This window comes from Halovivax sp. (assembly GCA_007119345.1).
GTDB lineage: Archaea > Halobacteriota > Halobacteria > Halobacteriales > Natrialbaceae > Halovivax.
On record SKPV01000002.1, the window covers coordinates 1 to 21437 of the forward strand.

Consider the following 21437-nt stretch of genomic DNA (forward strand, 5'->3'; position numbering starts at 1 on the left):
CGAAGGAGCCGCGAGCCACCACGGTGATCATCGCCAGCCCGAGGATCGCGACGAGGAACCGTTCGGGGGTGCCGACGGCGAGGACGATCTCGATGAGCACCGGCGAGAACAGGATCAGGAAGCCGATCGTGAACACGCCCGCAATCGCGGAGGCGGTCGCCGAGATAGAGAGCGCCGTCGCCGCCCGCCCCTGTCTCGACATCGGGTAGCCGTCGAACATGGTCGCCGCCGACGACGAGACCCCCGGCGTGTTGATGAGGATCGCGGCGATCGAGCCGCCGTACATCGAACCGCTGTAGACGCCGATCAACAGGATGATCGCGTCGGCCGGCGCCAGCGGCAGGGTGAGCGGCAGAATGATCGCCATCCCGAGGGGCGGGCCGAGTCCCGGAAGGGCGCCGACGATGATGCCGATCAGGACGCCGGCGAACACCCACCAGAGCGTATTCAGGGTGAGTAACTCCCCGATCGCTCCGACGAACGTCTCGAAGCTCATCCGATCGGGACCCCCGCATCGGTGACCAGGGCGACCAGCCGGATCGAAATCTCGAGGAGCTCGGTCGGGGCGGGCGGCGCCCAGGGCTCGAGGTCGGTGTACCAGCCGATGGCGATGTCGTCGGTGATCAGCCAGTAGAACAGGTAGGCGACGAGGAAGCTGACCACGGTGATCGAGATCGCCCGGGGCCACCACATGCGCGCCCAGAGCGCGTATCCCAGCACGAAGACCGGCGTCGCGATCAGCATGCCGATCGTGAACGTCAGGACCATGTACAGCACGCACAGCGCGCCGGTGACCGCCGGTCCGCGCGGATCGTCGATCTCGTACACGTACATGGCACCCGAGTCGGTCCCCGCTTGTTCGTCGCCGTCCGCTCCGGGATCTTCAGCGTCGTCCAGTTCGGGTTCTTCGGCGCCGTCCGGGCCGGGCTCTTCGTCACCGACCATCCCTGGATCTTCGTCGCCTTCTGCTTCCGCTTCGACCGTCGCGTCCGCCACGTCCTTGTCGCCGAGCACTTGCATCGGTTCGGCGACGAAGGATTCGACGAACTCCGTGACTTCCGCGCGTTGGGTTACCGCCACGACGATCAGCGCGATCCCCACGAGCAGTCGAGCCACGCCCGCAACGTCGTCGAGCATTGCCGTCCCGCCCGTGTAGAGGACGTACGCTCCCAGCGCGACGAGGGCGGGAACGGTCACGTAGTGCAGGTAGTTGCGGACGAGCAACAGCGCGGCGAGAATCGCGGTCGCGCCGGCGGTCAGCTGCGGAAACGTGGCCGCTTCCGGCGAGAACTCCTCGGCGCCGCGGTACATGTAGACGCCGGTGACGATGAACAGCACCAGCAGCACGTGCTCCATCGTCGGCCGCTCTCGGAGGATGGCCGCGATAACGCCGTAGAGGCTGTCTCCGGCCGTTCGTATCGGCTCGATCACGCGTTCCATCGTGCTCGGTGTTCGTCGGTCGTTCTGGTCCGCCGGTCGGTCAGCCGACCCGCTGAGAGGCTCGATTCCGGACGTTCGGCCGGAGGGTCGGGCAGGCGGTCGTGCGCGAGGGTTCGATCACCCTCCGCGGATGCGATCGGACGCTGACCGTCGATTGGACCGACCGCGTCCCTTTTCGGGGTCAGTCCCGCTGGCCGGTTGCCGGCGACTCAGCCCTCTTCTTCGATCAACTCCTGGAACTCGTCGAACCCGCCGTCGAGCACCTCCTGGATCTCTTCTTCCATCACCTCGACCTGGCCGACGTAACGGTCCGCGGCCTCGTCCATGTCCCCGTACTCGATGATGTTGCCGGTGTCCTCTTCCCACTCCTGGGTGTCCTCGGCCTCCGTGGCCTCCCGGACCGCCTCCGAGAGCACCTCCCTGACGTCTTCGGGAGTGTCCGGCGGTGCGATCTGCACCTGGGTGAACTCCGTGAGCCAGGCCAGGCTGTCGCCGTAGTCCGTGATCTCGTCGATGTCCTCGAACGTGTCGGTGAGGTCGATGTCCATGAGGTTCACCACGGCGCTGACCTCGCCCGACTCCTCGGCGGCGATCGCCGAGGTGTTCGTGGCGATGCCGGCGGGCACTTCGTCGCTGATCACCGCCTCGTTGACCGGACCGCCCCCGTCGTACGGGACGGCGGTATCCCACTCGAGCCCGTACTCGTCTCTGAGCAACAGCGACGCGAGGTGGCTGTCAGTCCCGACGCCCTGGTAGGCGAAGTTCGAGAGCTCGCCGTCCTGGTAAGCGTCCTGCAGCTCGTCGTAGCTGTCGATGTCGTGGGTGTCGTTGACGATGATCGTGTAGCCGAAGATGCCGGCGTAGCTGATCGGCTCGAATTCCTCGACGTGCCACGCCTCGACCTCCTCGACGCGCCAGGTGAAGACCCACCCGGGCGGGTTGACCGTCCCGAACGTGTGCCCGTCGTTGTCCTGGTCGAAGAGCCACTCCGTTCCGAGCAGGCTACCGGCGCCTTCACGGTTGTCGATCTCGATGGACTCGCCCAGGGGCTCTTCCATCTGCGGCGCGAGCTGGCGCGCGTACTGATCCGTCCCGCCGCCCTCCGACCACGGAATCATCCAGGTCAGCGATTCGTCCGGGAAGTTCCGCGCCGATACCGTCCCGATACCGCTCAGTCCCGCCACCGCGCCGGTGGCGACGATCCCACCACGCTTCAGGTATCCTCTCCTGTGCATGACGACCTCAGACACGATTCAATCCACCATAAGACGTGGAGAGAGTTTGGATACTGCAATGTACTTTTGAAATATGTATTATTTTCTGAAATTGGGGTAACGATGTTTTATTCCGCGGCTTGCGTGGGCCGGGCGGGGGCGGGGCCGGCCCCCGGATCACCAATATCCTGTTACTCACCGTTGGGAATCGATAACCTCGACGTCGTGCGGTTCGTCCGATACGTGCCCGAGCGATGAAAGGATAGAATCGGGACGGAATCCGGCCAGCGATCGCGGCGTTCGGCTCACCGCGAGAAGCCGGCTATCCGACGTATCGGCCGATCTGTCGGGGGATCGACGAGCTGTCGGAACCGGTCGATTTCCGGGTGCGAGACGAACTCGCGGGGCCGGTCGATTTTCGGATGCGAGACGAACTCGCGGGGCCGGTCGATTTTCGGATGCGAGACGAACTCGCGGGGCCGGTCAATCGGCGCTCGGCGCCGCAGACTCGGCGGCGCCGTCGGGGACCGTGCCGTCGTCGTTCCAGCCGCGGGCCTCGTAGTACTCGGCGATCGCGGCATCGATGTCCGGCAGCTCATAAGGGAGCTCGTCGTCCGTCGCGTCGAGGCCGCGCCGGTTGTTGAAGTGGCGTTCCAGCTCGACGGTCCGCGCGCCGACGGCCATCAGCTCCTCGTAGTCGGCGTCGAACAGCGTTTCGAGGCGCTCGTCGGTGACGTAGTCGCCGCCGAACGCGCAGACGACGCCCGAGTCCCGGAAGGCCGCGTAGTTCTCCTCTTCGACGAGCGTCTCGGCCTTGCCGAGGGTCCCCTCGGGGTCGAGCTCGCCGCTGTACTCGAGGCTGAGCATCCCGGCGTACATGTGGTCTGCGCCCCGGTTGGCGACCGCGTAGGAGAGGCCCTGGCCGTGGAGGACGCGGCCGTCGTGGGCGGCGAACTCCATCCCTTTGACCGTGTAATCCTCCACGCCGAGCCGGTCGTGGACGCGGGCGACCCCTTCCGCGAGGTCGTCGCCGATCCCCTCGCGGCGAGCGATCTTTTCGGTGATCTCGTGGGCCAGCTCGGCGTTCCCGAACTCGTCCTCGCTCGCGAGGTAGGCCGCGACGGTCACGCCGGCCGAGATCGTGTCCATCCCGAGGGTGTCACAGAGCTCGTTGCCCTTCATCACGTCCACGACGTCCCCGACGCCCTGCAGCGAGCCGAACGAGTAGACGGTTTCGAACTCCGGACCCTCCGTTTCGAGTCCGGTCTCCTCGTCCCGCGTCGGGAGCTTGCAGGCGTACGCGCAGGCCGAGCAGGCGCCCTTCTTGTACTTCTTTTCCTCGACCGCGTCGCCGCCGATCGCGGCCGCGTCCTCGAACTCGTAGTCCTCGAAGTACCGCGTCGGGAGCGAGAAGTTGTCGTTGATGAACTCGGTGCCGCCGGTGGTGCCCTGGCGCTTCATGCGGTCGTCCGACTCCGCGGCCTCCCGGTGGATCTCCGCCTGCACGTCGGGGATCTCGATCTCGGGGTGGGCGTCACCCTCGAAGGTGACGACCTTCACGTTCTTCGAGCCCAGGACGGCCCCGAGGCCGCCCCGACCGAACGCCCGCGAATCGAACGTCATCACGCTCGCGAACCGGACCAGGTTCTCGCCCGCGGGACCGATGGCGATGCAGTGTTCGGGGCCGAGGCCGCGGGTCTCCTCGACGTGGTCGGACGCTTCGGGAACCGTCGCGCCCGCGAGCTCCGGCACGTCCTCGAACTCGACGCCGTCGTCCGTGACGTGGATCGCGAGGAGTTCCTCGCTCTCGCCGACGAACTCGCAGACGCTGATCCCCGCGCCCGCGAAGTTCCGCGAGAGGTACCCGCCCGCGTTCGTCGAGGCGAGTCCCCCGGTCAGCGGCGAGAGTCCGGTCATGTTCATCCGCCCGGTGAACGACATCTGAGACTGCTGGAGCGGCCCGGTCGAGAGGTACGCGCGGTTTTCGGGGCCGAACGGATCGGCGTCGAACGGGATCCGCTCGTGGGCCAGGGCGGTCGCCAGCGCGCGACCGCCGACGGTGCGGGCCAGGAGTTCGTCGATCTCGACTCGTTCGGCCGTCCGATCGCCGACGTCGATCGACAGCAGCGGACCTTCGGCGTGGAGCATGTCCGATACGTGGTAGTCCTGCACTATAGGTGTGTGCCAGCCCGACCTCGATTACCGGGACGATCAGCCGTCTTCCTCGATCACCGGGAGCGATCAGCCGTCTTCTTCGATCGCCGCCAGCGCCTCCCGAACCGACCGCACGATGTCGCCCGTCGAGGCGGCTAAGCCGCTCAGACGCGGGTCCCCTTCGTCGTCGAGCACCGCCGTCTCGGGCGTGCTGTCCACTCCGTAGTAACCGAACACCGCCCGGTCGTCGTCGATCGCGAGCGTCCAGTCGCCGTCGTGTTCGGCCCACCACTCGGCGAACGCCTCGTCCGTCTCCGTCGGATCTCGGCCGTACTCGACGATCGAACGGAAGCGGACGCGCTCGTCGTCGACCTGTCGCTTCGCGTCGGCGATCGTCTCGAGGTACCCCTCGCTCGTCGGACACGCGGTTCGCGTGAAGTTGAGCACCGTGACCGTCTCGGGCTCCGGAATCGTGACGGCCCCCGCCTCGCTGCCGGGCGCCTCGATCGTCCGCACCTCGAAGGGCGGTTCCGCCGACCCGTCGTCGGGTTCGTCCGCCGCGGGGTCGTCGTCCTCGTCGTCGACGAACGTCAGACAACCGGCGATCGGGACCGCCGCGAGGACTCCGCCGGCGACCCCGGCAAGCACCGTCCTGCGCGGTGCGAACGACCGGTTGCGGTCCCGGAGGCGCCGTTCCATACGCGACGGGTGGCACCGAGGGATAAAAAGGATCGGTGGTCCGGCGGCCGGGCCGCGTCCCGAACCCGTCCCGTCAGCTCACCGGGCCGCCTCGATGGCGTCCAGGGCCTCCGGGTTCTCGATGCTCGAGAGGTCGCCGAGGTCCTCGCCGGTGAACGTCGCCTCGATCGCTCGTCGAATGATCTTGCCGGACTGGGTCTTCGGGAACTCGTCGACGAACAGGACTTCGCGCGGACGGAACGGTTTGCCGAGTTCCTCGCCGACCCGCTCGCGGAGCGCCTCGCGGAGCTCCTCGGACTCCTCTACGCCCTCCTCGAGGATGACGTAGGAGACGACGGCGGTGCCGGTGGTGTCGTCGGGGGCGCCGACGGCCGCGGCCTGGTTGACCGCCTCGTGGTCGATGAGCGCGCCCTCGACCTCGGCGGGGCCGACCTTCCGGCCGGCGACGTTCAGCGCGTCGTCGGCGCGGCCGTGGAGGAACCAGAAGCCGTCCTCGTCCTTCTGGGCCCAGTCGCCGTGATCCCACATGTCCTCGAACGTGGACCAGTACTCCTCGAGGTACCGCTCGTCGCCGGACCAGAGGGACTTGGTCATCGACGGACAGGAGTCGCGCGCGACGAGGAAGCCGCGCTCGTGATCCTCCGTCACGGAGTTGCCCTCGCGGTCGACGACGTCGATGTCCATCCCGAGGCCGGGACCGCCCAGCGTGCAGGGCTTGAGCGGCTGGTCGGGCATCGGCATCAGGAAACATCCGCAGATTTCCGTGCCCCCGGAGATGTTGACGATCGGGCATTCCTCGTTCCCGACGTGCTCGTAGAACCAGAGCCAGGACTCGGGGTCCCAGGGCTCGCCCGTCGAGCCGAGGATCCGCAGCGAGGAGAGGTCGTGGTCCTCGAGCCACTCATCGCCGTGCTTGCGCAGGGCGCGGATCGCCGTCGGCGAGATGCCGAACTGGGTCAGCGAGTGGCGGTCGATCATCTCCCAGAAGCGGTCCGGCTCGGGGTGGTCGGGCGCGCCCTCGTACATGAAGACGGTGCCGCCGAAGGTGTGGACGCCGATCAGCGTCCACGGTCCCATCATCCAGCCGATGTCCGAGACCCAGAAGAACCGGTCGGCGGGCTTGAGATCGAACCCGAAGTGCAGTTCCTTGGCGCACTGCAGTTGGACGCCGGCGTGGGTGTGGACGATCCCCTTGGGCTTTCCGGTCGTACCGGACGAATAGAGGAGCATCGACTCCTGATCCGAGGGGAGGGATTTCGTCTCGTAGGCGTCGTCCCGGGACTCGACGGCGTCGCCCCACCACTCGTCGCGATCGTCGTTCCACGGGATCTCGTGGTCGGTATCCACGGTCGTGTCGCCCACGCCGGTGCGGGCCGCACGCATCGTCTCGGTCTCGCTGCCCAGTCGGTCATAGACGATCGTGTGCTCGACGTGGCCGGCCTGCTCGATCGCCTCGTCGGCCGAGTCCTTCAGGTAGATCGGGTCGCCCCGCCGGAGGAACCCGTCGCCCGTGAACAGCACCGAACACTCGGCGTCCTCGATGCGCGTCGCGACGGCGTCGACGCCGAATCCCGAGAAGATGGGCACCGCGATCGCACCGACCTTGAAACAGCCGTAGAGGATCGAAACGACCTCGGGGACCATCGGCATGTACAGTCCCACGGTGTCGCCGGTGGCGACGCCGCGCTCCTCGAGGGCGTTGGCCACCTTGTCCGACTGGCGACGGAGCTCGTGGTAGGTGACCTCGCGGACCTCGCCGTCCTCGCCCTCCCAGATCGTGGCGACCGTGTTCCGGCGCTCGGCGTCCGTTGCGGCGTGGCGGTCCAGGACGTTGTGCGCGATGTTCAGTTTCCCGCCGGGGTACCAGTCGGTGAACTGCGGCCCCTCGCCGTCGTCTCGGACCGTCTCGTAGGGCTCGTCGAACTCGATTCCCAGGTAGTCGACGACCTCGTCCCAGAACCAGTCGACGCCCGACGCGTCGACCCCCTCGAGTTCGGTCGTCGTGCGCTCGATCAGCGCCTCGTAGTCGTCGATCCCGTACTCCCGCATGAACCGCCGGACGTTGGTCGCCTCGGCGAATTCCGGGGCCGGTTCGTGGACCACCTCGTCGGCCGGGTCGCGTTCCATGGTTACGTCAACGTTTGCATCCATGTATGAAGAAAACCCATGTTAACGTCGCGCGTCGGACCGGCGTCGATCGTACTGGAGTCGGATCGATCGGCATCGATCGCGTCGTAGTCGGGTCGATCGGCCATTCGTTCGAGCCGTGCCGGGTCGACCGGCCATCCGTCCGAGCCGCGTCGGGTCGACCGGCCATCCGTTCGAGCCGCGTCGGGTCGACCGGGCGACGCGTCCGAGGACGCCCACAAATGCTTTTGCGGCCAGGGAACCTATTCGGTCGTATGTACGTACGGGACGCGAAAAACCGGGAAGAGGTCTGGCTGCTCGATCGGATCGAGGAGATGGGGCTCGACGACACGGCGTTCCGTTCGCGCGATTACGTGGTCGCCATCGACGAGGTCTCGAACGCGAAGGCCGGGTTCGGCCGCATTCGCGTCCACCGGCGCGAGGACGACCCCGACGTCTGCGAACTCACGAGCATCGGCGTGCTCGAGGACTGGCGCGAGCAGGGCGTGGGCGCTCACGTGATCGAACGACTGATCGAGTACGCCGGCGACCAGGACTTCGAGCACGTCTACGCCCTGACGAGCGAGGGCGCTTACCTGGCCCAGTTCGGCTTCCGCCGGATCGACGCCGCGGACCTGCCCGCCCCGCTCGCCGAACGGCTGGAGGAAAAGCGCGCCACCACCGATCCGGACGCCGCCCCGATGCGCGTGGCCGTCGAACGATTCGTCGTGCCCGACCGACTCCGCGAGGCGTTCAAGGTGGCCAGCCGTCGGGAGCCCGACGATGACGAGGAGACGTCGCCCGAGGAGTTCGGGATCGACCCCGAGACGGCGACGTACAAGTACGATACCGGGCGGTAACGTCCGATCTCCGGCTCGTAAACGCGTCGAACGTCGCCGGACCCCTCGTCTCGTTCCACGCCGCCGCGCGCCGTGGCGCGCAGTCTCCCGCCGCCGTGCGGTTCGCCCTCGCGAACCACCGAGCGACGCGGAACGGGCCGTCGTCGCTGGGGCCGACAGCGATCCCGCAGCGCTTGCCGCCAACCGTTCGCCGTCGCCTCTCCGTTTCTCAACTTTGAAGCCGTGGGGCCCCGTCCGTTCGAGTAATGTTCGATCCCGACGAGCTCGAGTCCATCCGGGAGGGGCGGGCGAACTGGAGCGAGGAGACCGCCGAACCGGTCCTCGAGCGGTTCGGGGAGCGCAAAGAGACGTTCACGACGGACACGAACGGCCAGGAGGTCGATCGCCTCTACACGCCGACCGACGTGGCCGATCTCGACTACGAGGAGGATCTGGGCTTCCCGGGCGAGCCGCCGTACACCCGTGGGGTCTACTCGACGGGCTACCGCGGGAGACTCTGGACGATGCGCCAGTACGCCGGGTTCTCGACGCCCGAGGACACGAACGAGCGCTACCACTACCTGCTTGACCAGGGCCAGACCGGGCTCTCGATGGCGTTCGACCTGCCGACGCAGATGGGTTACGACTCCGACGCCGAGATGGCGGCGGGCGAGGTCGGGAAGGCGGGCGTCGCCATCGACTCGCTCGAGGACATGCTCACCGTCTTCGACGGCATCCCGCTCGATGAGGTCTCCACGTCGATGACGATCAACGCGCCCGCGTCGGTCCTGCTCGCGATGTACATCGCCGTCGGCGACGAGCAGGGCGTCGACCGGAGCGAGCTGCGGGGGACGATCCAGAACGACCTCCTCAAGGAGTACGTCGCGCGGAACACCTACATCTACCCGCCCGACCCCTCGATGCGGATCATCACGGACATCTTCGAGTTCTGCGCCGAGGAGACGCCGAAGTTCAACACCATCTCCATCTCCGGCTACCACATCCGCGAGGCGGGCTCGACCGCCGCCCAGGAGCTGGCGTTCACCCTCGGCAACGGGATCGAGTACGTGGAGGCGGCCGTCGACGCCGGGCTCGACGTCGACGACTTCGCTCCCCAGCTCTCCTTTTTCTTCAACGGCCACAACAACATCTTCGAGGAGGTCGCGAAGTTTCGGGCGGCCCGCCGGATGTGGCACGACGTCATGGACGAGCGCTTCGACGCGAAGAATCCCAAGTCGAAGCAGCTCAAGTTCCACACCCAGACGGCTGGCTCGATGCTCACCGCCCAGCAGATCGAGAACAACGTGGTGCGGGTGGCCTACCAGGCGCTCGCCGCCGTCCTGGGCGGCACACAGAGCCTCCACACCAACGGCAAGGACGAGGCGCTCGCCCTACCGACCGAAGAGTCGGTCCGCACGGCCCTCCGGACCCAGCAGATCCTCGCCCACGAATCGGGCGCCGCGGACACGATCGACCCCCTGGCCGGGAGCTACTACGTCGAGAGCCTGACCGACGAAGTCGAAGCCGAGGCGTACGAAATTCTGGACGAAGTGGACGAGCGCGGCGGGATGCTCGAGGCCGTCGAGTCCCAGTGGGTCCAGCGCCAGATCCAGGACACCGCGTTCGACCGCCAGCGCGAGATCGAGGAGCGGGAGCGAATCATCGTGGGCGTCAACGAGTTCCAGGTCGACGAGGAGGCGGCGATGGACGTCCAGGAGGTCACCGAGGACGACCAGCGCCGCCAGATCGACGGCCTCGAAGCGACCCGGGCCGAGCGCGACGAGGAGGCGGCCGAGGCCGCTCTCGAGTCGCTTCGCGACGCCGCTCGCGGCGACGCCAACCTGATGCCCCACATCGTCGACGCGGTGAAAGCCTACGCGACCGTGGGCGAGATCTGCGACGTGATGCGCGAGGAGTTCGGCGAGTACCACCCCGGAGGCGCGGTCTGACCGCCGGCGGATCGGCCGGTCATCGATCGGCGGACGCCGGGGACCGATCGACGAGCGGCAGCTTCACGGGACCGCAACGAGCGGCCACTCCCCGGGTCCGCGATGAGCGGCCACTCCCCGGGTCCGAGCCCAACGGTGTCGTGCCGACGTTAATGTTCCCCGGCGTGGACGACCGCTCCATGGTCCCAGACGCTTCTGGCCCGACGATCGACGCTTCCGGCGCGGAGATCCCCGCGCTCGGCCTGGGAACGGCCCGGATGGACGGTGAGGAGTGCCGTCGCGCGGTCGAGACCGCCCTGACGGTCGGCTACCGGCACGTCGACACGGCCCAGATGTACGACAACGAGGCGGCCGTCGGCGAGGCGATCGAGGCGAGCGACGTTCCGCGCGAGGAGATATTCGTCGTCACGAAGGTGAACACGGACAACATGGCCGCCGAGGACGTCCGCGAGTCGACCCGCGACAGTCTCGACCGTCTCCGACTCGACACGGTCGACCTCCTCCTCGTCCACGCACCGCGGGATTACGTCCCGCTCGAGGAAACGCTGGGGGCCATGAACGGGCTCCAGGAGGAGGGATTGGTCGAGCACGTCGGGGTCAGTAACTTCTCGGTCTCCCAGCTGGAGGACGCGATCGATGCCTCGGCGACGCCGATCGTGACGAACCAGGTGAAGTACCACCCGTACCACCGCCAGGACGACGTGCTCGCGTTCTGCATCGACGAGGGGATCTGCCTCACGGCCTACAGCCCGCTCGCGAGGGGCGACGTGGTCGACGACCAACGCCTCGCGGATATCGGTGAAGCGCACGAGAAGACGGCGGCCCAGGTCGCCCTCCGCTGGCAGCTCCAGCAGCCGTACGTGGCGACCATTCCGAAGGCTTCGAGTCGCGAGCACGTCGAGGCGAACGCCGACGTCTTCGACTTCGAACTCTCGCCGGACGAGATGCGATCGGTGTTCGACGTCGGCGAGCCGCTCTCGAACGGATTGGCGGACCGGATGGGGATGTAGCGGGTCGCGCGCCGGTATCGGTTTCCGCGCCGCTCGCCGGGACGTCGGACACCGGTCGGTACGCGGTCGGTCGATCGAACTCGTTCAGCGATCGTCGCCCTCGCCGGTTAGTGCGCCCCGCTCCTGGCGGTCGGCGAGCTTCGCCAGGTTCCGCTCGGCGACGTCGCTCGCGTCCAGGCCCAGCTGCGTGGCGAGCTGGGCCCAGTACCACGCCACGTCACCTAACTCGTCCTCGAGGTCCTCGAGGTAGTCGGGATCGTCCTCCCGCACCGCCTTCTTGATCTTCTCCGCGACCTCGCCCGCCTCTCCCGCCAACCCCAGCGCGCAGTAGACGACGCCGGCGTCGACGGACTCGGGGAGCTCGTCGGGAAAGATCGCGGTACGACTCGTCTCGGTCTGGTACTCGCTCAGATCCATCTATCGACCACTCCCGATACCGCGATCATATCGTTGTCGATGCTCGCGGCGTCGGTCGCCGCCGACCCGACGACGCGTATCGACACCGCACCGGCGACGATCACCGTCGACACCGCACCGTCACCGCTCGCCGTCGACACCGCACCGGCGACGATCGCCGTCGACACCGCACCGTCACCGCTCGCCGTCGACACCGCACCGGCGAGTACGTCCTCGTCACTCTCGGCGACCGCGAAGCACCCGCAGTGCGAGCAACAGGTGCGTGACCCCCGCGATCCGCGTCGCGGGCCCGACCCACGATTCGACCTCGATCCGATCAGGATCTCGGTACGCGAGACGGAGTCCGATTCGGAGCGCCGTTCGCGGTGCCACAATCATCGCTACGCCGGCGATACCGATCGGGACGCCGAGGTGGGGCGGGATATTGCCGCGCCGAGCGAACGCGACGGCGAGCAGCCCCTCGAGGCGGGCCGCGGGGATCGTCGTCCGTCGAAGGGTCGCGTCTTCGGGGTTGCGGAACGCCAGCCGTTCGGCGACGACGACGATGTAGCGAGCGAACACCATCATGCCGGCGCCGATGTGTTCGAGCAGCGGGTTACCCATCGTGACCGCTTCGACGCTGAGGCGGATAAGCCTGTGCGGGGTCGGCGAGTCACCCGCGACGACCGAACGGCGTCAGAACGAGGTCAGTCGTCGGCTTCGACGGCTCGTAGCTTGCCACTATCGCTCGTCTGAGACGCCCAGAGGTCGGCGTACGTCCCCGCACCCTCGACCAGCTCCTCGTGTGGCCCCGTCTCGATCACCTCGCCGTCGTCCATGACCACGATCCGGTCGGCGTCCCGGATCGTCGACAGCCGGTGGGCGATGACGAACGCGGTCCGGTCCTCGGTGAGCTCGTCCAGGTTGCGCTGGATGAGCTGTTCGGTCTCGGTGTCGACGTCGCTGGTCGCCTCGTCGAGGACGATCGCGTCCGGGTCGTTGAGGATCGTCCGGGCGATGGAGACCCGCTGGCGCTGCCCGCCGGAGAGTTTGACGCCGCGCTCGCCGACCATCGTGTCGTACCCCTCCGGCAGCTCCGCGATGAACCGGTGGGCGCCCGCGGCGAGGGCCGCCTCGCGGATGCGCTCGTCGGCCTCCGCGGGAATCTCCTCCCCGGCCGCGAGAACCGTCCGGAAGAGTTCCTCGTCGCCGTAGGCGATATTCTCACGGATCGTCCCGGAGAACATGTACGGATCCTGTTCGACGACGCCGATGCGGTCCCGGAGCGACTGCAGGTCGTACTCCCTGACGTCGGTTCCGTCCACGCGGACCGCGCCCGAATCGACGTCGTGGAACCGCATCGGGAGCTTCAACAGCGTCGACTTCCCGGAGCCGCTGGTCCCGGCGAAACCGACCGTCTCGCCCGCGTCGACCTCGATATCGACGCCCTCGAGAATTCGCTCGCCGTCCGCGCTGTAGCGGAACTCGACGTCGTCGAACGTCACCTCGCCCTCGAGCTCGTCCGGATCCTCGGCGTCCGGCGCCGACCTGACCTCGGCGTCGGTCGCGAGTACGCCGAAGACGCGCTCGGCGCTCGATTTGGCCTTCTGGTAGTTGTTCGCGGTCTTCCCGATCCGGGTCATCGGCCCGTCGAGCTCCCGGAGGTACATGAAGAAGACGACGAACGTCCCCGCGGTGAGTCCGCCGGCCGTGATCGCCGAGCGCCCGCCGACGACGAGGATGGCGACGAACATCCCGCCGACGATGAGCCGGAGGGAGGCGAAAAAGGCCTTCCGGACCGTGATCGCGTCGATCTTCTCGTCCCGATAGCCCTCGCTCTGGATCCCGACCCGCCGGTTCTCGACGTCGTACCGATCGAACGACTTCACGATGGCCGCCCCGCCCAGGTTGTTCGCCAGGCGCGTGTTGAGCCTGGCGACCAGTTCCCGGATGCGCTTGTACTTCGGCTCGATCCAGACGATGAACTTCGCCGTGGCGAACGCGATGATCGGCACCGGGAGCAACACCAGCAGGCCGAGCCGGGGCGCCGTGTACAGCATGTAGCCGCCGACCAGCGCGAAGATCATCACCGCTTCCGTGATCTGGCGCAGCTCGTTGTTGAAGAACTCCTCCAGTCGGTTGACGTCGCTGTTCAGGATCGCCATCATGCCGCCCGTCTGGTGGTCGTTGAAGAACGACAGCGAGAGGCGTTGCATGTGGTCGTAGGTGTCCAGGCGGAGGTCGTGCTGGATGCGCTGGGCGGTCGTCTGGAAGAAGTACCGCGATCCGAAGTGGGTGATCGCTCCCACGACGTACGCGCCGATCGTGAGCGCACCCAGGTAGTAGAGGAGGCTCAGCCGCTCGCCGACCTGCTGTTCGGGCACCGGTTCGCTGGGGATGAGGCCGGTCGCCGCGAGCAACTGATCGGCGCCGCCGGACTGGGTGATCACCAGGTCGATCGCGGCCGCGAGCATCAGCGCCGGAAACAGCCGCGCGGCGCGGTTGATCATCGTCGAGACGAATCCGAGGCTCAGCGGCAGCCAGTAGGGGACGGCGTAGCCAACCAGCTTCGCCATCGGGTTCCCGTCGACTTCCTCCCGGATGTCTTCGAAGCTTCCGTGGGGGTCGGAGTCTGCCATGACGCGGTGGGCTCGGCGTTCTCGACCGCGACGGAAAAGGGACGGCGAACCGGTAACGATGACTTCCTCTCGGCGAATTGAACGGAGTGCGACGCGCAGAACGTCCGTTCGACCCGCACCGCCGTCCCGTACACGAGCAACTCGATTCCGCCGCCCGGAATCGACGCCGACTCGAACGTGACGTCGATCACCGCGTCGCCACCCGCCTCCTCGACCCGTTCTTCGAGACGCCAGCACGCCTCCTCGCGAGCGTCGGACGGCGTGGTGGCGACGTCCAGGCTCTGGGTCACGGTCCGAGAACCGCCGCTTCGAGGCGGGCGTCCGCGGTTGCGACGGCGTTCCCGCGGACAGCGTCGACGTACTCGATGCGCTCCCCCTCGATCGACTCGGTGGTCGAGAGCTGCATACGGGTCGGGACGACGAGGCGGGACGAACCGGTCGGGTCGATGATGAGTTGGCATCTCCGCCCGCGGCGCCGGTCCGCCAGGCCCGGGAGTCGACGGGCCCGTCTGTCGGGGACCGCAACTGATAGGCCGCGAGCGCACGCATCGTGGCGCATGCAGTTCGATCACGCCGGCATCGCGACCGACGACGCGGCGGCGCTCGCGGAGCTGTTCGTCGACCTCTGCGGCGTCTCCCTCGCCCACGAGGAGGTCTTCGACGGCATGCGGGTCGTCTTCCTCGACTGCGGGAACGGCTACCTGGAGCTCCTGGAACCGGAGGCGGACGGGACGATCGCGCGGTACCTCGACGAGCACGGTCCGGGGATCCACCACCTCGCGTTCGAGACGGACGACGCCGCGGCCGCGCTCGACCGCGCGCGCGAACTCGGGATCGGTCTCGTCGACGAGGAACCCCGGCCCGGCGCCTGGGGTCACGAGGTGGCCTTCCTGCACCCGAAGGACACGGGCGGCGTCCTCGTCGAGTTCGTCGAGCACTGACGGGTGGATTCGACGAGAAGAGCGGAGACACGAGAAGAGCAGGCTAACGGGAATGCGGGCCGACGAGGCGGGTGCGCCGCCTTCCGACGAGCGTCGCCGAGCGGCGGATACCGACCCGCCCGGCGACCGAAACCCGCTGGCGCGGGTCAGCCGAAGTTCTCGATCAGCGCCTCGTCCGGATCGCCGCCGGCCTCCTCGATCGCGTCCCTGACGGCGAACACGAAGTCCTTGAAGCCGAAGGCGTAGAGCTGCCCGTCGTCGACGTGCTCGCCGACGGCGGCGGCCAGGGCCTCGTCGTCGCCGTCGTCGACGATCGTCAGGTCGGCGCCGTCGGCCGCCAGCGCCTCCAGGCGGTCCTCGTGAGCCGGCTCGTCGTCCTGGTAGACGATCGCGACCTCGTAGCCGGCGTCGCGGGCGGCTTCGCCGATGCCGACCGCCGGCCCGACCCCGGGCCCGCCGGCGACCGCGACCACGTCCCGGTCGCGGTGGTAGGTGATCTCGCCGAACGGGCCCTCCACGTCGATCTCGTCGCCCGGTTGGCGTGCGGCGAGCCACGGCGTCAGGTCGCCGTCCGGGTCGACGGCGACGGTGATCTCGAACGTGTCCTCGACGTCGGGCGAGGACAGCGTGTAGTGGCGGGCGACCTCCTCGTCGGCGCCGTCCGGGGTGGCCCGGACGAGGACGAACTGCCCGGGGAGGGCGTCGAACGCCTCCGGCGTCTTCAGCTCCAGTGCGACGGTGTCGCGGCCGACCTCCCGGACGGCCTCGACGGTGACGGCGGTTCGCTCCATGCCGGCGCTTCGGGCGGTGACGTAAAATGAATTCCCTTGTGGGGCCGGGAGTCGGCGTAAAATGGAATCCCTCGTGCGTCGGGGGAATCCGGGCGCAAAAACGTCGTGCGTCGGGGGATCGCCGGGCGCCGGTCCGCGCCGGCGACGGACGCGGGGAAACCCGGTTCGGAAAATCCGGCACCGCCTGCCGATTTCCTCGTGACGTCGCGGACTTGGGGTTTCAGAAGTCTTTTCCTCTCCCCCGGGTAAGGGTCGCTAGAACATGGCTGAGGACTTAAACTGGGCCATCGGCGGGGAGGCCGGTGACGGGATCGACTCCACCGGCAAGATCTTCGCCCAGGCGCTCTCCAGGGCCGGACGGCACGTCTTTACGTCGAAGGACTTCGCGTCGCGGATCCGGGGCGGCTACACCGCCTACAAGATCCGGACCTCCGTCGACGAGGTCCAGAGCGTCGTGGATCGCCTCGACATCCTCGTCGCGCTCACCCAGCGGACGATCGACGAGAACGTCGACGAGATGCACGAGGGGAGCGCGGTCATCTACGACGGCGAGCGGTCGTGGGAGGCGGAGATTCCCGGCGAGATCACGGCCGTCGACGTTCCGCTGAAGTCGCTGGCGGAAGAGGCCGGCGGCGCCATCATGCGCAACGTCGTCGCGCTCGGGGCCGCCTGCGAGATCACGGGCTTCGACGTCGAGTACCTCGACGAATCCCTCGAGAAGCGATTCGGCGGGAAGGGATCGAAGATCGTCGAGAACAACAAGGAAGCCGCCCGCCTCGGTCAGGAGTACGTCCGGGAGAACTACGACCTGGACCACCTGGGCTACGAACTCGAAACCACCGACGAGGATTACGTCCTCCTGAACGGCGACGAGGCGATCGGGATGGGCGCGATCGCGGCCGGTTGTCGCTTCTACGCCGGCTACCCGATCACGCCCGCGACGAACGTCATGGAGTACCTCACCGGCCGTATCGAGCAGTACGGCGGCCACGTCGTCCAGGCCGAGGACGAACTCTCGGCCATCAACATGGCCCTGGGCGCCGCCCGCGCCGGCGCGCGATCGATGACCGCCACCTCGGGGCCCGGCATCGATCTGATGACCGAGACGTTCGGCCTCGTCGCCACGAGCGAGACGCCGCTGGTCATCGTCGACGTCATGCGGTCCGGTCCATCGACCGGGATGCCCACGAAGCAAGAACAGGGCGACCTCAACATGCTCTTGTACGGCGGCCACGGCGAGATCCCCCGCTTCGTCGTCGCGCCGACGACGATCGCCGAGTGCTTCTGGAAGACCGTCGAGGCGTTCAACTACGCCGAGAAGTACCAGACTCCGGTCTACGTCGTCGCCGACCTCGCGCTCGCGGTCACCGAGCAGACGTTCCCGCCGGAAACCTTCGACATGGACGAGGTGGAGATCGACCGAGGCAAGCTGGTCGACCAGGACGGGGTCGACGAGTGGCTCGACGAGAAGGGCCGATTCCGCGCCCACGCGGTCACCGACGACGGGATCAGTCCTCGGGCGATTCCGGGGACGATCGACGGCGCGCACATGTCCACCGGCCTCGAGCACGACGAGCTCGGTCGCCGGACGGAAGACGAGGACGAGCGCGTCGAGCAGGTCGACAAGCGCAACCGCAAGGTCGAGACCGCGAGTGAACGCGAGGAGTGGGACTACCGCGAGTTCGGCGATCCCGACGCCGATCGACTCGTGCTCTCGTGGGGATCCAACGAGGGCGCGCTCGTCGAGGCGCTCGACCTGCTCGAGGAACGCGACGTGACCGTCCGCGTGCTCTCGGTGCCGTACATCTTCCCGCGGCCCGACCTCACCGAGGAGATCGAGGCGGCCGAGGACGTGATCGTCGTCGAGTGTAACGCCACCGGCCAGTTCGCCGACCTGATCGAACGCGACGCGCTCACCCGGGTCAAGCGCGTCAACAAGTACACCGGCGTCCGCTTCAAGGCGGACGAACTCGCGGACGAGATCGAAGAGAAACTCGCGGCGGAGGTGCCCGCATAATGAGCTCAGACGTACGATTCACCGACTTCAAGTCCGACAAGCAACCGACGTGGTGTCCCGGCTGCGGCGACTTCGGGACGATGAACGGCATGATGAAAGCCCTCGCCAACACCGGCAACGATCCCGACAACACCTTCGTCGTGGCGGGGATCGGCTGCTCGGGCAAGATCGGGACCTACATGCACAGCTACGCGCTGCACGGGGTCCACGGACGCGCCCTGCCGGTCGGCTCGGGGGTCAAGATGGCCCGTCCCGACATCGAAGTGATGGTCGCCGGCGGCGACGGCGACGGCTACTCGATCGGCGCCGGCCACTTCGTCCACGCCGTCCGGCGCAACGTCGACATGAGCTACGTCGTCATGGACAACCGGATCTACGGCCTGACGAAGGGCCAGGCGTCCCCGACCTCGCGATCGGACTTCGAGACGTCGACGACGCCCGAGGGCCCCAAACAGCCGCCGGTCAACCCGCTCGCGCTCGCGCTCGCCTCCGGGGCGACCTTCATCGCTCAGTCGTTCAGCTCCGACGCGATGCGCCACACGGAGATCGTCCAGGAGGCCATCGAGCACGACGGGTTCGGCTTCGTCAACGTCTTCAGCCCCTGCGTGACGTTCAACGACGTCGACACCTACGACTACTTCAGGGACACGCTGGTCGACCTGGACGAGGAGGGTCACGACCCGACCGACTACGAGAAGGCCAAAGAGATCATCCTCGACGCGGACAAAGAGTACCAGGGCGTCCTCTACCAGGACGAGAACTCGGTGCCCTACCACGAACAACACGGCGTCACCGAGGACATGTCCGAGATCCCCGACGGCGCTCCCGAGGACGCGATGGACCTCGTACGCGAGTTCTACTGACCGAGTGCTTCCCGTTTCGTCGACCACCGCTGTGCGTTCGCCTCTTCCGCGTCGATCGCTCTCCGCGTAGTCGCCGGACCGTCCGTCGGCCCCATCCGTCCCGCACGGCGCGAGAGCCGGCGAGTCGTTTACGGGCCTCGATCGCGAACCCCGAGCAGTGAGCCTCCGCGCCGACTACCATATCCACTCGAACTACTCGGACGGCCGCCCGCTGCCGTCGATGCTCGCCGCGGCGGCCGAGGCCGGCCTCGAGGCGGTGGGCGTGACCGACCACTGTAACGTGGCCGCGCGCGGGGTGCCGACCGAACGCAAGCGGGAACTCGGGTTCAATCTCGACCTGACCTACGAGCGTCGCCGCGAGGCGGTGGACTCGCTTCGGACCGGGACGGACCTCACCGTCTACGACGCGGTGGAACTCGACTACGACGCCCGCGACGAGGACGCGATCGCGGACTTTCTCGACGGGGCGTCGTTCGACTACGCCATCGGGAGCGTCCACGCGGTCGACGACGTCGAGATATTCGATCGGAGCGAACTGGCCGCCCTCGCGGAGCCCGAACTCGACCGCCTGGTCGACCGGTACTACGAGGCGGTCGTCGCCCTCGTCGAGTCAGAGCTGTTCGACGTGGTCGGCCACGTGGACGCGATCGAGCGGACGCCGGAACTGCGCAACCACACGACGAGCGAGCACTACGAACTCGTCGCCGACGCCCTCGACGGTTCGTCGACGCGCCCGGAGATCAACGCCGGGCGAGCCCTCGACGAGTACGGCCGATTCCACCCCGCGCCCGACTTCCTCGCCGCGTGTCGGGATCGCGACGTTCGATTCGTCCCGGGAACCGACGCCCACCGACCCGACGAACTTCTCGACCGGGCGCCGGTCCTCGCAGACCACTTCGCGGACCTCGGCCTGGAGCCGGCGGCGCCGTTTCGGTGAGTCAGCCACGGCGCGGCCGCCCCGGCTGACCGGTCGTCGACCGGGTTCGAACCCCCTCGACGCTAACATCAAGAGTTATCGGGTTCCGGGTCGCGCGTTCGGACATGACGGGCTTTTCCTCCCGGGTCGAACAGGTGTCGATCAGCGGCATTCGCGAGGTCTTCGAGGCGGCCGGCGAGGACGCGATCAACCTCGGGCTGGGCCAGCCGGACTTCCCGACGCCCGAACACGCCTCTCGGGCGGCGGTCGAGGCGATCGAGTCCCACGAGACGGACCCGTACACCTCGAACAAGGGGACCCGCGAGCTGCGGGAGGCGATCGTCGACACCTACGACCGCGAGTACGGGATCGGGATCGACCCGGGCGACGTCATCGCGACCGCTGGCGGCAGCGAGGCGCTGCACCTCGTGCTGGAGGCCCACGTCGACGTCGGCGAGGAGGTGCTCTTCCCGGATCCGGGGTTCGTCTCCTACGACGCGCTGACGCGGATCGCCGGCGGGACGCCGAAGCCGGTCCCGCTGCGCGAGGACCTCACGCTCGACCCGGCGACGGTCGAAGAGGCGATCACCGACGACACTGCGGCGTTCGTCGTCAACAGCCCCGCGAACCCGACCGGGGCGGTCCAGTCCGAGGACGATATGCGCGAGTTCGCGCGCATCGCCGACGAACACGACGTCCTCTGCGTCTCCGACGAGGTCTACGAGCGGATCGTCTTCGAGGGCGAACACCGCTCGCCGCTCGAGTTCGCGAGCACGGACAACGTGGTGGTCGTGAGCGCCTGCTCGAAGACGTATTCCATGACCGGCTGGCGGCTGGGCTGGGTGACCGGCTCGAACCGCCGCATCGAGCGGATGCTCCGGGTCCATCAGTACGTCCAGGCCTGCGCGTCCGCGCCCGCCCAGTACGCCGCCGAGGCGGCCCTCTCGGGTCCCCAGGATGCCGTCGACGAGATGGTCGAGGCGTTCGAGCGCCGCCGGGACGTCGTCCTCGACGGTCTGGAGGACGCGGGCCTCGACGTGCCCACTCCCCAGGGCGCGTTCTACGCGATGCCCGAGGTTCCCGAGGGCTGGTGCGACGAGGTCATCGACCGCGGCGTGATCGTCGTCCCCGGCGATGCGTTCGGCGAACACGGGGAGGGCTACGCCCGCATCTCCTACGCGACGGGGATGGACGAGCTGAAAGAAGCCCTGGAGATCATGGCCGACGCGACGCGAGCGGTCCGGTAATCCGTCGTAATGCGGGCCGTCAGGAAATCCGTCGGAACGCTGTCGGCCGGCTACCGTCGCTCGGATAACTCGGCGAGGAGATCCTCACACAGCTCCCCGGCCGCCTCCAGGCGGTCCGCGGCCGCCTCGTGATCGGGCGATCCCGCCTCGTCGAGCAGGTGCCGAACCTGTCGCAGTCGCTTCGCCGCGGTCGCC

At 67.8% G+C, this 21437-nt stretch carries 19 protein-coding genes; 8 read left to right on the forward strand and 11 right to left on the reverse strand.

All coding sequences use genetic code 11. The features are described 5' to 3' along the window. From QZT59_RS00225 to QZT59_RS00250, 6 genes are all read right to left on the reverse strand, one after another. Positions 1 to 496, reverse strand: a 496-nt coding sequence (locus QZT59_RS00225; RefSeq protein WP_290809862.1) for a tripartite tricarboxylate transporter permease, incomplete at its 3' end; no start/stop codon positions are given. After that, positions 493 to 1440, reverse strand: a complete 948-nt coding sequence (locus QZT59_RS00230; protein WP_290809864.1) for a hypothetical protein — start codon at positions 1438 to 1440, stop codon at positions 493 to 495. The genes QZT59_RS00230 and QZT59_RS00225, both read right to left, overlap by 4 nt. 209 nt (positions 1441 to 1649) lie before the next feature. Beyond that, complete coding sequence (locus QZT59_RS00235; RefSeq protein WP_290809866.1) at positions 1650 to 2675, reverse strand: tripartite tricarboxylate transporter substrate-binding protein; 1026 nt, start codon at positions 2673 to 2675, stop codon at positions 1650 to 1652. Between the two features lie 462 nt (positions 2676 to 3137). After that, positions 3138 to 4802, reverse strand: a complete 1665-nt coding sequence (locus QZT59_RS00240) for an aldehyde ferredoxin oxidoreductase C-terminal domain-containing protein (RefSeq protein WP_290809868.1) — start codon at positions 4800 to 4802, stop codon at positions 3138 to 3140. 93 nt (positions 4803 to 4895) lie between these two features. Beyond that, positions 4896 to 5507 carry a thioredoxin family protein gene (locus QZT59_RS00245; protein ID WP_290809870.1) on the reverse strand — a complete coding sequence of 204 codons (612 nt, stop codon included), beginning with the start codon at positions 5505 to 5507 and terminating at the stop codon, positions 4896 to 4898. Positions 5508 to 5585: 78 nt separating this feature from the next. Beyond that, complete coding sequence (locus tag QZT59_RS00250) at positions 5586 to 7634, reverse strand: AMP-binding protein (protein WP_290809872.1); 2049 nt, start codon at positions 7632 to 7634, stop codon at positions 5586 to 5588. Between the two features lie 275 nt (positions 7635 to 7909). On the opposite strand from QZT59_RS00250, the gene QZT59_RS00255 reads away from it, so the two are divergent. The 3 genes from QZT59_RS00255 to QZT59_RS00265 all read left to right on the forward strand — a co-directional run bounded on the left by QZT59_RS00255 (position 7910) and on the right by QZT59_RS00265 (position 11432). Beyond that, positions 7910 to 8494 (forward strand): GNAT family N-acetyltransferase, encoded by a 585-nt coding sequence (locus QZT59_RS00255; RefSeq protein WP_290809874.1) that lies wholly within the window; start codon positions 7910 to 7912, stop codon positions 8492 to 8494. 245 nt (positions 8495 to 8739) lie between these two features. Beyond that, on the forward strand, positions 8740 to 10422 hold the full coding sequence (locus QZT59_RS00260) for a methylmalonyl-CoA mutase (protein ID WP_290809876.1): 1683 nt from the start codon (positions 8740 to 8742) through the stop codon (positions 10420 to 10422). Positions 10423 to 10601: 179 nt separating this feature from the next. After that, on the forward strand, positions 10602 to 11432 hold the full coding sequence (locus tag QZT59_RS00265; RefSeq protein ID WP_290809878.1) for an aldo/keto reductase: 831 nt from the start codon (positions 10602 to 10604) through the stop codon (positions 11430 to 11432). Positions 11433 to 11516: 84 nt separating this feature from the next. On the opposite strand, the gene QZT59_RS00270 is transcribed toward QZT59_RS00265, so the two are convergent. From QZT59_RS00270 to QZT59_RS19165, 4 genes are all read right to left on the reverse strand, one after another. Then, entirely contained in the window at positions 11517 to 11849 is a 333-nt protein-coding gene (locus QZT59_RS00270; protein ID WP_290809880.1) for a nucleoside triphosphate pyrophosphohydrolase family protein, read from the reverse strand. 216 nt (positions 11850 to 12065) lie between these two features. Then, positions 12066 to 12452, reverse strand: a complete 387-nt coding sequence (locus QZT59_RS00275) for a hypothetical protein (protein WP_290809882.1) — start codon at positions 12450 to 12452, stop codon at positions 12066 to 12068. 83 nt (positions 12453 to 12535) lie between these two features. Continuing rightward, a complete protein-coding gene (locus QZT59_RS00280) occupies positions 12536 to 14467 on the reverse strand; it encodes an ABC transporter ATP-binding protein (RefSeq protein ID WP_290809884.1) in 1932 nt (643 codons plus the stop codon). After that, on the reverse strand, positions 14359 to 14757 hold the full coding sequence (locus tag QZT59_RS19165) for a YbjQ family protein (protein WP_394348623.1): 399 nt from the start codon (positions 14755 to 14757) through the stop codon (positions 14359 to 14361). The genes QZT59_RS00280 and QZT59_RS19165 overlap by 109 nt, the downstream gene beginning before the upstream one ends. A 267-nt stretch (positions 14758 to 15024) precedes the next feature. Between QZT59_RS19165 and mce the strand changes: the two genes are divergently transcribed. Then, on the forward strand, positions 15025 to 15408 hold the full coding sequence (gene mce, locus QZT59_RS00285) for a methylmalonyl-CoA epimerase (RefSeq protein ID WP_290809886.1): 384 nt from the start codon (positions 15025 to 15027) through the stop codon (positions 15406 to 15408). A 146-nt stretch (positions 15409 to 15554) separates the two neighbouring features. Here mce and QZT59_RS00290 read toward each other — a convergent pair whose 3' ends face one another. Then, positions 15555 to 16199, reverse strand: coding sequence for an FAD-dependent oxidoreductase (locus tag QZT59_RS00290; RefSeq protein WP_290809888.1), 645 nt, complete (start codon positions 16197 to 16199; stop codon positions 15555 to 15557). Between the two features lie 262 nt (positions 16200 to 16461). Here QZT59_RS00290 and QZT59_RS00295 point away from each other — a divergent pair, with 262 nt between their 5' ends. From QZT59_RS00295 to QZT59_RS00310, 4 genes are all read left to right on the forward strand, one after another. Beyond that, the gene (locus QZT59_RS00295) at positions 16462 to 18216 is read left to right on the forward strand and encodes a 2-oxoacid:acceptor oxidoreductase subunit alpha (RefSeq protein ID WP_290809890.1); all 1755 of its coding nucleotides are present in this window, start codon (positions 16462 to 16464) and stop codon (positions 18214 to 18216) included. Beyond that, positions 18216 to 19079: a 2-oxoacid:ferredoxin oxidoreductase subunit beta gene (locus QZT59_RS00300; protein WP_290809892.1), complete on the forward strand. Its 864-nt coding sequence runs from the start codon at positions 18216 to 18218 to the stop codon at positions 19077 to 19079. The genes QZT59_RS00295 and QZT59_RS00300 overlap by 1 nt, the downstream gene beginning before the upstream one ends. A gap of 157 nt (positions 19080 to 19236) precedes the next feature. Beyond that, positions 19237 to 20016, forward strand: coding sequence for a PHP domain-containing protein (locus tag QZT59_RS00305; RefSeq protein ID WP_290809894.1), 780 nt, complete (start codon positions 19237 to 19239; stop codon positions 20014 to 20016). 104 nt (positions 20017 to 20120) lie between these two features. Continuing rightward, entirely contained in the window at positions 20121 to 21242 is a 1122-nt protein-coding gene (locus QZT59_RS00310; protein WP_290809896.1) for an aminotransferase class I/II-fold pyridoxal phosphate-dependent enzyme, read from the forward strand. Positions 21243 to 21437: the final 195 nt, after the last annotated feature.